Source organism: Neobacillus sp. PS3-34 (assembly GCF_030915465.1).
Classification (GTDB): domain Bacteria; phylum Bacillota; class Bacilli; order Bacillales; family Cytobacillaceae; genus Neobacillus_A.
The window spans coordinates 4,198,253-4,210,811 of record NZ_CP133267.1; the positions used below are offsets into that span (position 1 = coordinate 4,198,253).

14 protein-coding genes are annotated in these 12,559 nt (G+C 38.8%); 10 read left to right on the forward strand and 4 right to left on the reverse strand.

Going from position 1 to position 12,559, the window contains the following annotated elements:
- Nucleotides 1-31 precede the first annotated feature (31 nt).
- A complete protein-coding gene (locus tag RCG23_RS22005) occupies nt 32-1,336 on the reverse strand; it encodes a NarK family nitrate/nitrite MFS transporter (protein ID WP_308177396.1) in 1,305 nt (434 codons plus the stop codon).
- 258 nt (nt 1,337-1,594) lie between these two features.
- On the opposite strand from RCG23_RS22005, the gene RCG23_RS22010 reads away from it, so the two are divergent.
- The 4 genes from RCG23_RS22010 (at nt 1,595) to RCG23_RS22025 (ending at nt 4,777) form a co-directional block, all read left to right on the forward strand.
- On the forward strand, nt 1,595-1,741 hold the full coding sequence (locus RCG23_RS22010) for a lmo0937 family membrane protein (RefSeq protein ID WP_308177397.1): 147 nt from the start codon (nt 1,595-1,597) through the stop codon (nt 1,739-1,741).
- 181 nt (nt 1,742-1,922) lie between these two features.
- On the forward strand, nt 1,923-2,354 hold the full coding sequence (locus RCG23_RS22015) for a hypothetical protein (RefSeq protein WP_308177398.1): 432 nt from the start codon (nt 1,923-1,925) through the stop codon (nt 2,352-2,354).
- Nucleotides 2,355-2,360: 6 nt separating this feature from the next.
- Nucleotides 2,361-3,830 carry a molybdopterin-dependent oxidoreductase gene (locus tag RCG23_RS22020; protein WP_308177399.1) on the forward strand — a complete coding sequence of 490 codons (1,470 nt, stop codon included), beginning with the start codon at nt 2,361-2,363 and terminating at the stop codon, nt 3,828-3,830.
- Entirely contained in the window at nt 3,767-4,777 is a 1,011-nt protein-coding gene (locus RCG23_RS22025; RefSeq protein ID WP_308177400.1) for a molybdopterin dinucleotide binding domain-containing protein, read from the forward strand. The genes RCG23_RS22020 and RCG23_RS22025 overlap by 64 nt, the downstream gene beginning before the upstream one ends.
- A 50-nt stretch (nt 4,778-4,827) precedes the next feature.
- Here RCG23_RS22025 and RCG23_RS22030 read toward each other — a convergent pair whose 3' ends face one another.
- The 3 genes from RCG23_RS22030 to RCG23_RS22040 are packed head-to-tail and all read right to left on the reverse strand — an operon-like array spanning nt 4,828 to nt 6,166.
- Nucleotides 4,828-5,688 carry a DUF421 domain-containing protein gene (locus tag RCG23_RS22030; RefSeq protein WP_308177401.1) on the reverse strand — a complete coding sequence of 287 codons (861 nt, stop codon included), beginning with the start codon at nt 5,686-5,688 and terminating at the stop codon, nt 4,828-4,830.
- An 11-nt stretch (nt 5,689-5,699) separates the two neighbouring features.
- Nucleotides 5,700-5,906 (reverse strand): DUF1657 domain-containing protein, encoded by a 207-nt coding sequence (locus RCG23_RS22035; RefSeq protein WP_308180137.1) that lies wholly within the window; start codon nt 5,904-5,906, stop codon nt 5,700-5,702.
- Between the two features lie 56 nt (nt 5,907-5,962).
- Nucleotides 5,963-6,166, reverse strand: a complete 204-nt coding sequence (locus tag RCG23_RS22040; protein ID WP_308177402.1) for a DUF1657 domain-containing protein — start codon at nt 6,164-6,166, stop codon at nt 5,963-5,965.
- 162 nt (nt 6,167-6,328) lie between these two features.
- Between RCG23_RS22040 and RCG23_RS22045 the strand changes: the two genes are divergently transcribed.
- The 6 genes from RCG23_RS22045 to RCG23_RS22070 all read left to right on the forward strand — a co-directional run bounded on the left by RCG23_RS22045 (nt 6,329) and on the right by RCG23_RS22070 (nt 11,621).
- A complete protein-coding gene (locus RCG23_RS22045; protein WP_374049777.1) occupies nt 6,329-6,661 on the forward strand; it encodes a YmaF family protein in 333 nt (110 codons plus the stop codon).
- Between the two features lie 300 nt (nt 6,662-6,961).
- A complete protein-coding gene (locus tag RCG23_RS22050) occupies nt 6,962-7,402 on the forward strand; it encodes a MarR family winged helix-turn-helix transcriptional regulator (protein WP_308177403.1) in 441 nt (146 codons plus the stop codon).
- A gap of 6 nt (nt 7,403-7,408) precedes the next feature.
- Nucleotides 7,409-8,065: an HlyD family secretion protein gene (locus RCG23_RS22055; RefSeq protein ID WP_308177404.1), complete on the forward strand. Its 657-nt coding sequence runs from the start codon at nt 7,409-7,411 to the stop codon at nt 8,063-8,065.
- 8 nt (nt 8,066-8,073) lie between these two features.
- Entirely contained in the window at nt 8,074-9,885 is a 1,812-nt protein-coding gene (locus tag RCG23_RS22060) for a DHA2 family efflux MFS transporter permease subunit (protein ID WP_308177405.1), read from the forward strand.
- Between the two features lie 196 nt (nt 9,886-10,081).
- A complete protein-coding gene (locus RCG23_RS22065; RefSeq protein WP_308180139.1) occupies nt 10,082-10,927 on the forward strand; it encodes a YitT family protein in 846 nt (281 codons plus the stop codon).
- A 124-nt stretch (nt 10,928-11,051) separates the two neighbouring features.
- The gene (locus tag RCG23_RS22070) at nt 11,052-11,621 is read left to right on the forward strand and encodes a DJ-1/PfpI family protein (protein ID WP_308177406.1); all 570 of its coding nucleotides are present in this window, start codon (nt 11,052-11,054) and stop codon (nt 11,619-11,621) included.
- Nucleotides 11,622-12,559: the final 938 nt, after the last annotated feature.

Genomic DNA, 12,559 nt, shown 5'->3' on the forward strand with positions numbered 1-12,559 from the left:
TTTGTATGTCTGCTATAAAAAAACAGCCGGATTACCCGACCTGTTTTGCCATTTCTCTGACTGAAGCAGATTCTTTTCTTTGATAGAAATACCAGTTTAATCCGAGAGCAATAACATAGAAACCGATAAAGAAGTAAAATGCTGTAACAGGAGTTCCAGTTGTTTTAACTGACCATCCAAATAATTTAGGGATGAAGAATGAACCGTAGGCTGCAAAAGCTGCTGCGAATCCAATGACAGGTGCCGCTTCTTTAGGGATAAATATGTTAGGAATCATTTGAAATGTAGACCCAGAGCCTATTCCTGAAGCAAGGAATAAGATAAGAAAGGAAATCAGGAATCCAGCAAAATGTTTATCATTTAAGAAGTAAATTACACCCGTTGCACCAATACCCATAACTACTAGAACATAAGCAGTAACTCTTGATCCGCCTAACTTATCTGAAATCCAACCTCCTACTGGCCTTGCAGCCGCTGCTACTAATGCGCCAAGGAATGCAAGGGAAAGATGTTCTGGAAATTGAGATTTTAATAATAATGGGAAAGCTGCAGAGTAACCAATGAAAGAACCGAAAGTTGCTACATAAAGCACTGTCATAATCCATGTATGTTTCCTTTTCACTATGACAAATTGATCTGTAACAGATTGCTTTGCATTAGGAAGGTTATCCATTTTAAATAAAGCCAGCAAGGTCATAATTACGATAGGTATTACCCAAATAAATGCAGCATTTTGCAGCCAAACATGCTGTCCGCTTGCCAAAACTTGTTTATCACCAACGAGTGCGAAAGTTCCTGAAGTAATAATTAACGGTGTGACAAATTGAACTACGGATACACCCATATTGCCTAAACCACCGTTTATGCCGAGTGCAGTTCCCTTTTCCTTTTTAGGAAAGAAGAAGCTGATATTGGCTGAAGATGATGAAAAGCTTCCTCCTCCAAGTCCGCATAGTGCAGCAAGTAAAAGCATTATGGTAAAGGGAGTGTCGGGATTCTGAACAGCAAAGCCTATACCGATAGCAGGGATAGCAAGCAAGCCAGTTGAAATGACTGTCCAGTTTTTACCGCCCATTGATCCAACAGCGAAGGTATAGATAAAGCGAAGGGTAGCTCCAACGAGACCCGGTATGGCGGCTAATGTGAACAATTGCTCTTCTGTGTAGTGAAAACCGATATCATTTAACCTTACTGCTACTACTGACCAAATTTGCCAAACAATAAAAGCAAGCATTAATGATGGAACAGATATCCATAGATTTCGTCTTGCGTGTTTTTTTCCTTCCTCATTCCAGAATTTTGGATCTTCTGGATTCCAGTAAGTTATTCGTGCCATGTTAATTTCCTCCTGTATTTTTATTTCAGATTAGCTAATGTGTTGTTTACAAGGTTTATATTAAAACGATGTGAAGTAAAAAATTGTGAGGTACGTCACAAAAGTAGTGAAGGAAATGTGAACAAGATTTAATAGACAAAAAGTTGTAACGATTATTCCATTTCATGTAATGACAGACTGCTTGATAAGGGGGAGTGGTTTTTTCTTATGCTTTATTGGGTAGATTAAATGTAATTACAATAAGGAAGGGTGTTATTTATGCTTTGGACAATAGCGGCGATACTGCTTGTATTGTGGGTTTTAGGACTTGTTTTTCATATCGCTGGAGGATTAATTCATTTCCTCTTAGTAGCAGCAATAGTTGTATTTATTTTTAATTTCATTAAAGGAAAAGCAGCTAGATAATTTAATAAGCTAAAAAAGACTTTCCACGTGAGGAAAGTCTTTTTTTCTTTATTAACCAGGTTCTTTTTTAATTGCAAACTAATTCATTAGAATTAAATGAGAATTGGTAAGCCGAAGTTTAAGCCTTTGAAAATAGGCTACATTTTAAATGAGACAACCAATTAATGGAGGTGTAAAAAGCTTGGAAGCATTACATAATTTATTCTTTTCTGTTAAAGAAGATACGGAAACCATCCTGAACAAAACCGGAGATGCGGAAAATTCATTAGCGGTATTATTTCGAACTGTTTTGCTGGAGCAATTGCAAATGTGTGAATTATTGCTGCCACATTTAAAGGAGCAGAGCCGTGGGGAATTAAAAGACTTCAAAAAGTATGTTTCAATCATTTACCACGATGACTCAATCGCTGATTCGACCTTTAGGGCTTGGAGTAGAGCTGTAAAGTGGCAGGATGAATCGGCAGGTCCTTCGTTAAATGAGCTCGATGTCTTTTTTCAAAGAGTAAAGAAAAACCTTAAAAGTGCTGCAAAAGAGTTGGAAGATATTTTTGGGGAAGAAAAAGTAAAGTATGTTGTACCTGCCTTTTATCTTCCAAAACCATTACAGGGGTGAGATTCTATGGTATGGGAAAATGAACGGACAGATATGAATGTCTACAGTCAAGGTGAGGTGGATAAATGGGTATATAGCACCTGCAATATTTGTTCTGTGGGCTGCGGATGTCATATTGCTGTTAAAGATGGATCGATTGTAGGTATAAAAGGCAATGCAAAGCACCCCATTAATAGGGGGAGGCTAGGACCCAAGGGAGAAAATCAATGGCAGGCAAATAACAGTCCTGACCGGTTATTAACTCCATTAATAAGGAATTCATTCGGAGAACTGGTTCCTTCAACATGGGAAGCTGCGATGGAATTGATTACATTAAAAGCTAATGATACGTTAAAAAGAAAAGGCGGGAATGGAATTGCTATATATTCAACGGGCCAGGGTTTCCTGGAGGATTATTATACAATTGCAAAAATAGGACGAGCAGGACTAAGGACACATTTATTGGATGCAAATACGAGGCTTTGTACTGCTACGACTGAATTTTGCCTGCTTCAATCGTTTGGTTCCGATGGAGTCCCTGCATCGTTTGATGATATTGACTTAACTGAAACTCTTTTTATGTTTGGCCACAATCCGGCAGAGACAGGCACGGTGCTTTTTGAAAGAATTATGGAAAGAAAAAAAAGAACGGGTAAACCTTATATCATTGTCGTAGATCCAAGGAAAACATTAACAGCTAAAAAAGCAGATTTACATCTTCAGCTATATCCTGGAACCAATGTTGCCTTATTGAACGGATTGGTCAGGATGATATTGGAAGATGGAAATATTGATAAAAACTTTATCCAAAATCATACGATTGGTTTAGAAAAAATGAGCGAGTCAGTCAATTCATGGACACTAGAGTATACAAGCGAAATCACAGGTATACCTGTTGGTACCCTTAAAGAAGCCGCTGAGAAGCTGGGGCAAACTTCATCACTTGTTACGACAACACTGCAGGGCATTTATCAAAGTGCGGATGCAACTACGGCTTGTGTGGCTATCAATAACCTTCATTTAGTAAGAGGATTAATTGGAAAGCCTGGCAGCGGCCCACTCCACATGGCCGGACAGCCCAGTTCATCTGCAAACCGAACAGCAGGCGGTGTTGGCACTTATCCTGCTAACCGTAATTCAAATAATCCCGACCATATAAAAGAAATGGCGGTACTTTGGAACGTCAAGGAAATGGACTTGCCAGTCGGCCCTGAAAAGGGAATTGAAGAACAAATAGATATGATGGAAAATGGAGAGATTGAATTTTTCTGGAATATTGGCACGAATCCGATGGTTTCGCTTCCGAATCGGCAAAGGGCGAAAAAGGCGTTTGACAAAACCTTCGTGGTTGTCCAAGATCCCTTTTTAACTGAAACAGCTGTGGTAGCAGATGTCGTCCTTCCAGCTGCTCTCTGGGGGAAAAAGAAGGGACTATGGAAAATGCCGACCGGACAATTAATATGCTTCGAAAGGCAGTTGAACCCCCTGAAGGTGTAAAATCCGACTTTGAAATATTACTGGATTTTTCAAAACGAATGGGATTCACGGACAAGGATGGAAAGCCATTAATTCAATATCGGACCCCCGAGGAGTGTTTCGAGGAATGGAAGGAAGTTTCAAGGGGAAGGCCATGTGATATGACGGGGATCACATACGAGAAATTAGAAAGATATAACGGTTTGCGCTGGCCGGTAAATGAACAGAATCCGGAGGGAACAGTTCGATTGTATTCTGAAGGGAAATTTGCAACTGAATCCAGCTACACCCAATCTTATACAAAGGACCAGTTTACAGGCAGGCCGTTAACAAAAGAGGAATATGAAGCAATGGACCCACAAGGAAAGGCTATACTGCATCCTACCCGCTACATGCCGCCCGCGGAAGAGCCGAATCATGATTATCCAATGTGGGTGACAACAGGAAGGCTTGTATGGCATTGGCATACAAGGACAAAAACTGCTCGTTCTCCTTATCTGCAAACGGCTGCACCAAATGCCTATGCTGAAATTAATATAGAGGACGCAGAAGCGCTTCATTTAATAGAAGGTGAAGTAGTGAGGATTAAGTCTCCAAGAGGAGAAATTGAGGTCCCGGTACGGATAGGTGAAGCGGTTCAAAAAGGGCTTATTTTTGTACCATTCCATTTTGGAAGCTGGGAGAAAAAAGAGGCTGCTAATGAATTGACTGCTGATTTTACTGATCCATTATCAAAACAGCCTACCTTTAAGCAGTCTTCTTGCAGAATTGAAAAAATGAGGGAATCACATGTGGTTGGTGAAATCGCACGAATTGATTCGATCGCAGCACAGTTTGGAATCAGTGTAGAAAATTTGCAACGTGCAAATGGATTGGTTACTCCTTACGATTTGCAAATAGGAAGAAGGCTTGAAGTCCCATTGTCCATTATTAATGTCCCTATTCCTGAGTATTTGCCTTTTAAATAAAACCAAAAAGGAACCTTTTCTTGTTTTGGAAAGGTTCCTTTTTACTATTTTTATCCGTTTAGATATGGAGTAAGTTTTTTAATTGTTTCTTCAAGGCGTTTAGCATTGATTTGATACATTTCTTTTGCACTAAGATTATTTGTTTCAAGCGAAAATGATTCGAGATCTGCCTGGCATTTTTTTAATGAGGCCAGTAAAAGAGGTCGTTGTTGAGGTGAAGGAACCTGAATTTTGTCATCATAAATATCTACTGTCAATTCCCCGTAGGAATCAACTTGCCCAATAAACACATTATCCAGAGTTACATTTAGTTTTTCAAGTTCAGTCTGGAGCCAGCCTCTGCTTTTTCCAGACGATCGTAAAGCTTCGTCTAATATGCTTCCGTCCATAATCACCGTTTGCGGTTCCTTTTCAGTTGCCATCTTCATATTTAAATCTTTCGGTGTTAGAGGCTGGTTTTCTTTTTTTAACAATGCGCTGAGGGTTCCTCTTGGTTCCAAAACAGCGAATTCAACGTCGGCTATTTTAAAAATATCCCTTTGGCGGAGTAATGCAGATAGCTCATCAATGGTATACTTTTCTTTTTTTAAATTCTCTTCAAGGACCTTTCCATCTTTGATTATTACCGTGCCTCTACCCTCTACAATGTCTCGAAAGGATTTACTTTTTAAAGAAAAAATGTCAACAAGGAATGTAAGGCCACCAAACATCACGATAGCAAGTGCCCCATTTATCATGCTGCTTTCAAGGCCAGTTATAACCTCTCCGGCTATGCTCCCGATTGTAATTCCCGAAACATACTCGAAAAATGATAGCTCTGAAATTTGTTTTTTTCCAAGCATCTTGGTTGTCAAAAATAATACCATCAAAAAAAGAATAGATCGAATGATTATATGTATCCATTCTGGCATTTATATTCACCTCATTTACTTTGATATTGAGGTTCTTCCCGCTGTAAAACCAATATCCTGTCCTGAAGGTCTTTCTTAATATCGCTAATAGTTAGCATTGATTTGTGAAAAACTCTTCGGGCATCTTCATCGTTTGAATTAAGGGCCATGATGGAAAGTTGGTTTTCAATTCCTTTTAAACTTGTAAAACATTGCTGAACGTTGGCTACAACCGTCATCATTTATCTTCCTTTCCTGCAGTAAAAGGGCTGGCAAAGCGCCAACCCGCTTATCATTATTGTTTGTATTGAGGTTCTTCCTGTTCAATTTCCTGAAGGCGAGGCTGTATGCTATCAATGACTGTTTGTGTTTGTTGTGCTGCATCCTGATACAATTGCTTCGCATTTTGATTGTCTGTTGCCAGTGCAAAGCCTTCAAAGCTTGCTTGCGCACTCTTTAGTCCGGCAATTGCCTGCTTAACTTGAGTTCCAACTGTCATGTGTAATCTCCTCCATATGATATTTCCTTACAAAAGTAGTTTGGCGATTATTTTTTAACTTATGTATGTTGTTTTTGAAGATGGCGATGGAAATTAGTGTTATCTCCGAAAGCAAGAACATATATTGAACCATAAATTTAAAATGGGGTGATTCGGATAGTTATGCCGGGGAAAGATGAATTCATTAATGGGTTTGTACCGAACCATAATCATGGTTCGGTTGATTACACCTCTGTAAGTGCCGGCCATGTGCATCAATGCCTTGATATTACATCCCCGCCGATACCGACACAGGATGGGGGACATATCCATTATACAGAGGGATATGTGTTATTTGAAAACGGGCATACGCATCATTACAAAGCATATTCTGGTCCAGCTATTCCTGTTGGGAATGGGATGCATGTCCATTATTATGATTTTTATACATCTGAGGATAACGGCCATAATCACCATGTTAAAGGCGTTGACCACCCTGCTCCTGGCAACAAATGACCAAAATCTTACATAAGGGTTTTGGTTATTTGTTTTATTTATGTCCATAAGTTAATGTCCCAGATATATTAATTATTCAATAAATTTAAAAAACCAAGGCAGCAGGGCATCAGCTCTCGCTGCCTTGGTTTTTTACAGGGGAAAATGAATATTACCACAAATACAAAGAACTTTTATTTGGAGATTAAATATTTGACATACTAATTGTACAGTGTTTATAATTCAATCTTGTACTATTACAATTCGTATACGAAATGTTTCGGTTGGAATCTTTAGAGATATGAAGAAAAGGAGGAGAGCATGAACGCTTTAAATAATGAAATATTAGAATCGTTTGCTGAAATTCACAGAGCAATCTACAAGCTTGTGAAAAAAGATGCCGATAGCTTGGGAATTACAGTTGTGCAGTTAAAAGCCCTTTATAAGCTTTCAGCAACCCCAGATATCGGTCTTGGCGATTTGGCAGAAAAACTTAGGTTGACGAACAGCACGGTAAGCGGAGTGATAGACAGGCTCGTTCAAAATGGATTTGTTGAACGTACCGTCCCACCTGAAAACAGAAGAGTTATTTCAATACATTTAACTCAAAAAGGGAATGATATTTTAGAAAAACTTTTCTCTTCCGAATCACTTCTTATTAAAAAGATGAGGGATGTAATTGATTTACCGGAAGAAGAAAAGAAAAACCTAATAAGGCTGCACGAGCTCGTGTTGTCAAAGATATCCATAGAGGAGGATTAGCAAAAAATGAATGCTAAAAGATTGATTTTTTTCAATATAGTTCTTTTGATTATTCTTGTTGGCGGAGGTTTAGCTGGCTACGCTTATTACAACAAATCAGTTAATTATATTACAACTGATAATGCACAGATCTCTGGTCAGCAGATAACGATTGCCGCACCAGCTAATGGCAAGCTGACTGATTGGAATGGAAAAGTTGGAGACAAATTTAGGAAGGATGCTCAGATTGGTACGGTAGTATCCGCAGGTGCAGGAACTGCTGGACCTTCAGGAATTAACATAACCGTTCCTGAAAATGGTACAGTCGTTCAAAGTAATGCTGTAAAGGATTCTTTTGTTGGAGCAGGGGCACCATTAGCTCTGATGTATGACCTAGACAATTTATGGGTAACAGCAAATATTGAAGAAACCACAATCGATGAGGTAGAAGTTGGCCAGGATGTGGATGTTTATGTTGATGCTTTTCCGAACAATAGCTTAAAAGGTAAGGTAGAGAAAATAGGCTTGGCAACTTCAGGAACCTTCTCTTTACTTCCAAGCAGCAATAGTACTGGAAACTATACTAAAGTTACACAGGTAATTCCGGTAAGAGTAGCCATAGATGATTATAGAGGGCTGCAATTGGTACCCGGTATGAACGTGACAGTGCGAATTCATAAGTAGGTGATAAAATGTCAATTTATATCGCGGTTTACGTTTTTATCAGCCTGGCGCTGATAATATTTCTGAATTATACAGTTGTAAAGAGGAAACGCCGTATAGAAAGAGAGAAACGCAGACAACCGTACTTGGATGAAGATTCCTCTTTAAGCGATAACAAATTAAATAACGATGTAAACGACATGTTGGAGAGTTCGGCAATTCCCGAGCCAGCATTGGAGTTTGTAGAAGCCAAGATTAATATAAAAGATAAAAGAAAAGAAGAGACCAAACAGTCAAGAAGAGGTAAAAGCAAGGAAAACGATAAAAATGGTGGTAATGGTAAAATCCTGGCAGCGCTTTTGCTTGGAGCGTTTGTCGCTATTTTAAATCAAACATTATTGAATGTGGCTATTCCTCATATAATGACTGATTTAAACATTTCAGCCAATACAGTTCAATGGCTGTCAACTGGATATATGCTCGTAAATGGTATTTTTATCCCGGTAACTGCCTATTTGATTGAGAAATTTGGTACACGAAAATTGTTTTTTACGTCTGTTTTACTATTTACAGTCGGCTCCGTTATTTGTTCATTTGCAACCAACTTTGGAGTACTCATGACGGGACGTGTTGTTCAGGCTTCTGGCGCAGGTATTATTATGCCGCTTATGATGACAGTTTTCTTTACGATTTTCCCTCCAGAAAAGCGGGGAACCGCAATGGGAATCATGGGGATTGTCATGTTGTTTGCACCTGCAATCGGACCGACACTTTCCGGTTGGATTGTCGAACATTATTCTTGGAGACTGCTTTTTGATGTAGTTATTCCAATTGGGATAATTGACCTTGTCATAACTTATTTATGGATGAGGGATGTAACAGAAATAACAAATCCTAAATTCGATTTCCCAGGAGTGTTATTTTCGACATTAGGTTTTGGATTTCTTCTTTACGGTTTTAGTGAGGCAGGGAATGATGGCTGGACAAGTTCAACGGTTATTATATCTCTAATCATTGGAATCCTGTCATTAATCGCCTTTACATGGAGAGAATTAACCACTGATAAACCAATGCTTGAGTTACGTGTATTCAAATATGATATTTTTGCCTTAACAACGATCATTAGTATGATTATCAATATTGCCATGTTTGGAGCCATGATTTTGCTGCCAATCTATCTGCAAAATATCAGGGGCTTTACTGCTTTTGAATCTGGTCTCATGCTCCTCCCGGGCGCGATCATAATGGGTATTATGTCACCGATTGCGGGAGCAATTTTTGATAAAATAGGAGCCAGATGGCTTGCGGTAGTGGGATTAACGATTACGGTAATCACAACCTGGCAGTTCAGCCATTTAAGTATGACAACTACTTATAGCCATATCCTTGTACTTTATGTGTTACGTATGTTCGGTATGTCATTCTTGATGATGACAGTCATGACAGAAGGTTTGAATCAGCTGCCACGTCATTTAGCAGCTCATGGGACCGCTGCCTCCAACACAGCAAGACAGGTGGCAGGAAGCATTGGAACAGCTTTTCTTGTCACTGTAATGTCAACAAGAAGAGATGTCCATGCAGGAGAATATATGAATGCTGTCACTAGCACTAATCCATTTTTATCCAGTAAGCTTAATGAAATTGGACATGGAATAGCAGGTTTAGCGCATATTCCTGTAGCTGCAGGAAATCAACTAGCTACTTTTTCACTTTATGGCCAAACGATGAAACAGGCTACTGTTGAAGGGTTAAATGATTCCTTTATTGTGGCAACTGGAATCGCTTTTGTTGCCCTTATATTAGCATTTTTCATTAAGAGAGCCAAATTAAAGAATGAATAATCGAATGCCTCCTATTTTCTGAATAGGAGGCATTTATATATCATGAGGCTTTTGAGTATTTCGGTTCAAAAACATGAAATATCTCAGATTCTATGTATATACTAAAAAGAGAAGACTAAGGGAGGGTGTTTTTTTGGGAGAAATGAAAGAAAACCAAGCTTTAAAAACAGGATCTGTTCAAATTCAACATCGTAAAATGCCTCTATCGAAAATTTTTCAGCGTATTTTATTAATTACTCTGGGAGCATGTCTGATGGGAATTGGACTTGAAATATTTCTGGTTCCTAATAATGTTATTGATGGCGGGATAACCGGCATTTCAATCATGCTTTCATACATAACTGGCTGGAAACTTGGGTTTTTTATTTTCATATTAAATATGCCATTCTTTTTTATAGGCTATAAGCAGATAGGAAAAACATTTGCTCTTTCCACACTTTATGGAATCATCGTTTTATCCCTCGCAACTGTTTTGCTCCACCCGGTACCTGCTTTCACACAGGATATTTTGCTCGCATCCGTTTTTGGGGGAATTGTGCTCGGAATTGGGGTAGGGATTGTCATCCGCTACGGAGGCTCTCTTGATGGGACTGAAATACTCGCTATTCTTTTTAATAAGAAACTCCCTTTTTCAGTAGGCGAAATTATCATGTTCTTTAATTTATTTATCCTTGGAACCGCTGGTTTTGTATTTACTTGGGATCGGGCAATGTACTCGTTGATTGCGTATTTTGTCGCATTTAAGACAATTGATATCACGATAACAGGTCTCGATGAATCCAAATCAGTATGGATTATTAGCGACAATGCCCAGGAAATTGGAGATGCCATTTTAAACCGTCTAGGCAGGGGTGTGACATATATGAACGGAGAGGGTGCCTATTCCGGTGAAGATAAAAAAGTCATTTTTTGTGTTATTAACCGTCTTGAAGAGGCAAAATTAAAAGATATTGTAACCGACCACGACCCAACCGCTTTTTTAGCAGTTGCTGATATTGCTGAAGTCCGCGGTGGGAGATTTAAGAAAAAGGATATACACTAGAAGCCGAAATTTTTTTGGTTTCTTTTTTTTGTGGGAAATATGTGAAAAGAAAGAAAATATTGACTAATAATAAGTGCGTGCCATATGCTTGTAAAGGATTTAATAAACTTTAAGGGTGAATACATTGAAAAAAGCGTTAGTATTGATTTATGATTCATTTGCCGAGTTTGAAATAAGCATTCTGTTGACCTGCCTTAACTCACCTCAATACAAAGTTGAAACTTTTTCTGTTAAGAAGATAGACAACACTGTCATCTCTACGGGCGGAATGAAATACACTCCACATTTTATAGTTGATGAGATTAATCCAGAGGAATATGAAATATTAATTATCCCTGGAGGAATACCTGCACCTCTAATGAATGATGAAAGGTTACTTTCTTTGCTTCAGGCATTTTTTAATCAAAATAAATTGCTTGCGGCAATATGCGCAGGTCCCGCCCTACTTGGTGCTGCGGGAATATTAGATAACGTTCAGTTTGCAACATCACTTGATCGCCAGGATTCAGAATATTTGAATGTGATGAATTGGGAAAATAAACAAAAAGAACTTTTAGTTGTTGACCAGGGTGTGATAACAGCGACAGGATCAAATTATTTGAATTTTGCTGAAGAAATACTAATTCAGCTTGGAATCCATCAAAGGGAAGAGAAGGATTGTCTAAAATATTTCAGAACTCCCTCAGCCGGATAATACCTATTTTTCTTCTCATTACGATAATAATTTTGCTGTTTTAAGAGTATTTTTGTCAAAAAATGAAGAAATGCAGAGGTTAGAAAATCGCCTTTTGTCGCACTTTGCGCTTGCCCCGGAAATAATTGAAGAAATGCAGGGAAATAATTATTAAACAAAGGCTTTTTCGCAGAGATTGTTGTTTGCCGAACAAATTCTAATATTAGAGATTGTACAGAAATCCTCCGATTCGGACTCGAATGCTATTGATTTGATCAAACCTGTCCGAATACACCTCCGATTCGGACTCGAATGCCATTGATTTGATCAAACCTGTCCGAATACACCTCCGATTCGGACTCGAATGCTATTGATTTGATCAAACCAGTCCGAATACATCTCCGATTCGGACTCGAATGCCATTGATATGAGTAAACCAGTCCGAATACACCTCAGATTCGGACTCGAATGCCATTGATTTGAGTAAACCAGTCCGAATACACCTCAGATTCGGACTTGAATGCTATTGATTTGATCAAACCTGTCCGAATACACCTCCGATTCGGACTCGAATGCTATTGATTTGATCAAACCAGTCCGAATACACCTCCGATTCGGACTCGAATGCTATTGATTTGATCAAACCAGTCCGAATCAATCTCCGATTCGGACTCGAATGCCATTGATATGAGTAAACCAGTCCGAATACATCTCCGATTCGGACTCGATTGTCTTTGATATGAGTAAACCAGTCCGAATACATCTCTGATTCGGACTCGAATGCTATTGATTTGATCAAATCTGTCCGAATACATCTCTGATTCGGACTCGAATGCCATTGATTTGAGTAAACCTGTCCGAATACATCTCTGATTCGGACTCGATTACAATTGAATTCACCAAAACTTGTCTTGAATCGCCACTTAGTGGACACGAATTTTTACAAAAGCAATAAAGTT

Bases quoted from the DNA above. Each gene is read 5' to 3' on its own strand.
- RCG23_RS22045 (WP_374049777.1), top strand. From the start codon at position 6,329: ATGCCGGGGAAAGATGAATTCATTAATGGGTTTGTACCGAACCATAAT.
- RCG23_RS22035 (WP_308180137.1), bottom strand. From the start codon at position 5,906: ATGACGGTTGTAGCCAACGTTCAGCAATGTTTTACAAGTTTAAAAGGA.
- RCG23_RS22040 (WP_308177402.1), bottom strand. From the start codon at position 6,166: ATGACAGTTGGAACTCAAGTTAAGCAGGCAATTGCCGGACTAAAGAGT.
- RCG23_RS22065 (WP_308180139.1), top strand. From the start codon at position 10,082: ATGCCTCTATCGAAAATTTTTCAGCGTATTTTATTAATTACTCTGGGA.
- RCG23_RS22005 (WP_308177396.1), bottom strand. From the start codon at position 1,336: ATGGCACGAATAACTTACTGGAATCCAGAAGATCCAAAATTCTGGAAT.
- RCG23_RS22020 (WP_308177399.1), top strand. From the start codon at position 2,361: ATGGTATGGGAAAATGAACGGACAGATATGAATGTCTACAGTCAAGGT.
- RCG23_RS22025 (WP_308177400.1), top strand. From the start codon at position 3,767: ATGGAAAATGCCGACCGGACAATTAATATGCTTCGAAAGGCAGTTGAA.
- RCG23_RS22060 (WP_308177405.1), top strand. From the start codon at position 8,074: ATGTCAATTTATATCGCGGTTTACGTTTTTATCAGCCTGGCGCTGATA.
- RCG23_RS22055 (WP_308177404.1), top strand. From the start codon at position 7,409: ATGAATGCTAAAAGATTGATTTTTTTCAATATAGTTCTTTTGATTATT.
- RCG23_RS22050 (WP_308177403.1), top strand. From the start codon at position 6,962: ATGAACGCTTTAAATAATGAAATATTAGAATCGTTTGCTGAAATTCAC.
- RCG23_RS22010 (WP_308177397.1), top strand. From the start codon at position 1,595: ATGCTTTGGACAATAGCGGCGATACTGCTTGTATTGTGGGTTTTAGGA.
- RCG23_RS22030 (WP_308177401.1), bottom strand. From the start codon at position 5,688: ATGCCAGAATGGATACATATAATCATTCGATCTATTCTTTTTTTGATG.